Origin of the sequence: Xanthomonas sp. D-99 (genome assembly GCF_017746145.1) — a bacterium.
Classification (GTDB): Bacteria; Pseudomonadota; Gammaproteobacteria; order Xanthomonadales; family Xanthomonadaceae; genus Xanthomonas; species Xanthomonas cissicola.
The window spans coordinates 1-988 of record NZ_JAGHWU010000114.1 but is presented as its reverse complement, the minus strand read 5'-3'; the positions used below and the strand labels follow the sequence as shown (position 1 = coordinate 988).

Sequence of the window (988 nt, the reverse complement as noted above, 5' to 3'; positions counted from 1 at the left end):
TGCCACCGACCTGAGCAATCGTCGAACGTAGCTGGTGGTAGGACTCTATGCGGTTCTGTGAGCGGTGAACGTTCCGTTCCAGTTGCGGATCGCGCAGGTAACACAGCGTGTAGATGCTGCGGATGAGTTTGTCGAACTCGAAGACCGCACGCCGGGTCGGGTTTGGCGCAGTGTAGGTGCACAGCTTGCGGATCAGCGTGCCCTGCGTCATCTCCTTCAGCCCGAGCGTGGCGACGATCCGGTCGATGTTCGCCTTTTCGCGGACGATGAGTTGCTGGTCGATTTGCCCGACCGGTCGGATCAGGCATTTTTCGTACAGCGCCGGATCGTCGGCGGAATACAATGCCTGCAACTGGTCGTCAAGGTCGGTGAAGCGCGGCTCGAAGCGCAGGCCGAACCAGTGAAGGATGGCGAAGTTGGCCTTGTTGATGCTGTGCATGTCGCCAGTGATCGCGGTCGGCACGATGCCCGATGTGTTGCGATACCAGATGTCGAACACGTGGTGGCCTTCGTATTCGTGTGCACCGATCAGGTAGCCGTTGAGCGGCACGTGGTTACACAGCAGCGTATAGGCGACGACACCCTTGCCGCGGCCGAAGTATTTGCGCGAGTAGCGCGCCTTCACGGTCGGCCGTTCGACACCGAATTTCTGACCATCGACGGCACCGTACAGTACGTCGAGGTCGAACGAGTAGTACGGAAAGATCGGCAGCGCAGCGATGGCGTTGCTGATGCAGTCGTTGGCGGCGTGCAACGTGGCCTGGCGCAGGTACTGCTGATAGGTGCTCTCCAGCACGTGATACGGGATGTCGCTGGTGCGCGCCATGACCTGGTTGCCGTGATTCATGGCCTGGGCGACGATGACCGCCATCAGGCTGTCGGCGTCGGCCACCTTCTTCGCATAGCGCGGCTGCAAAGGCGTCAGCGCCGACAGGAACTGGCACTGGTCGTTGACGAAGCGGAACACGTCGGCGACATCGCAGAATGG

1 protein-coding gene is annotated in these 988 nt (G+C 60.7%); it reads right to left on the bottom strand.

Annotation, left to right across the window (positions count from 1 at the left end):
- The coding region (locus tag J7360_RS20890) for a Tn3 family transposase (protein WP_209034735.1) at positions 1–988 on the bottom strand (988 nt) is incomplete at both ends.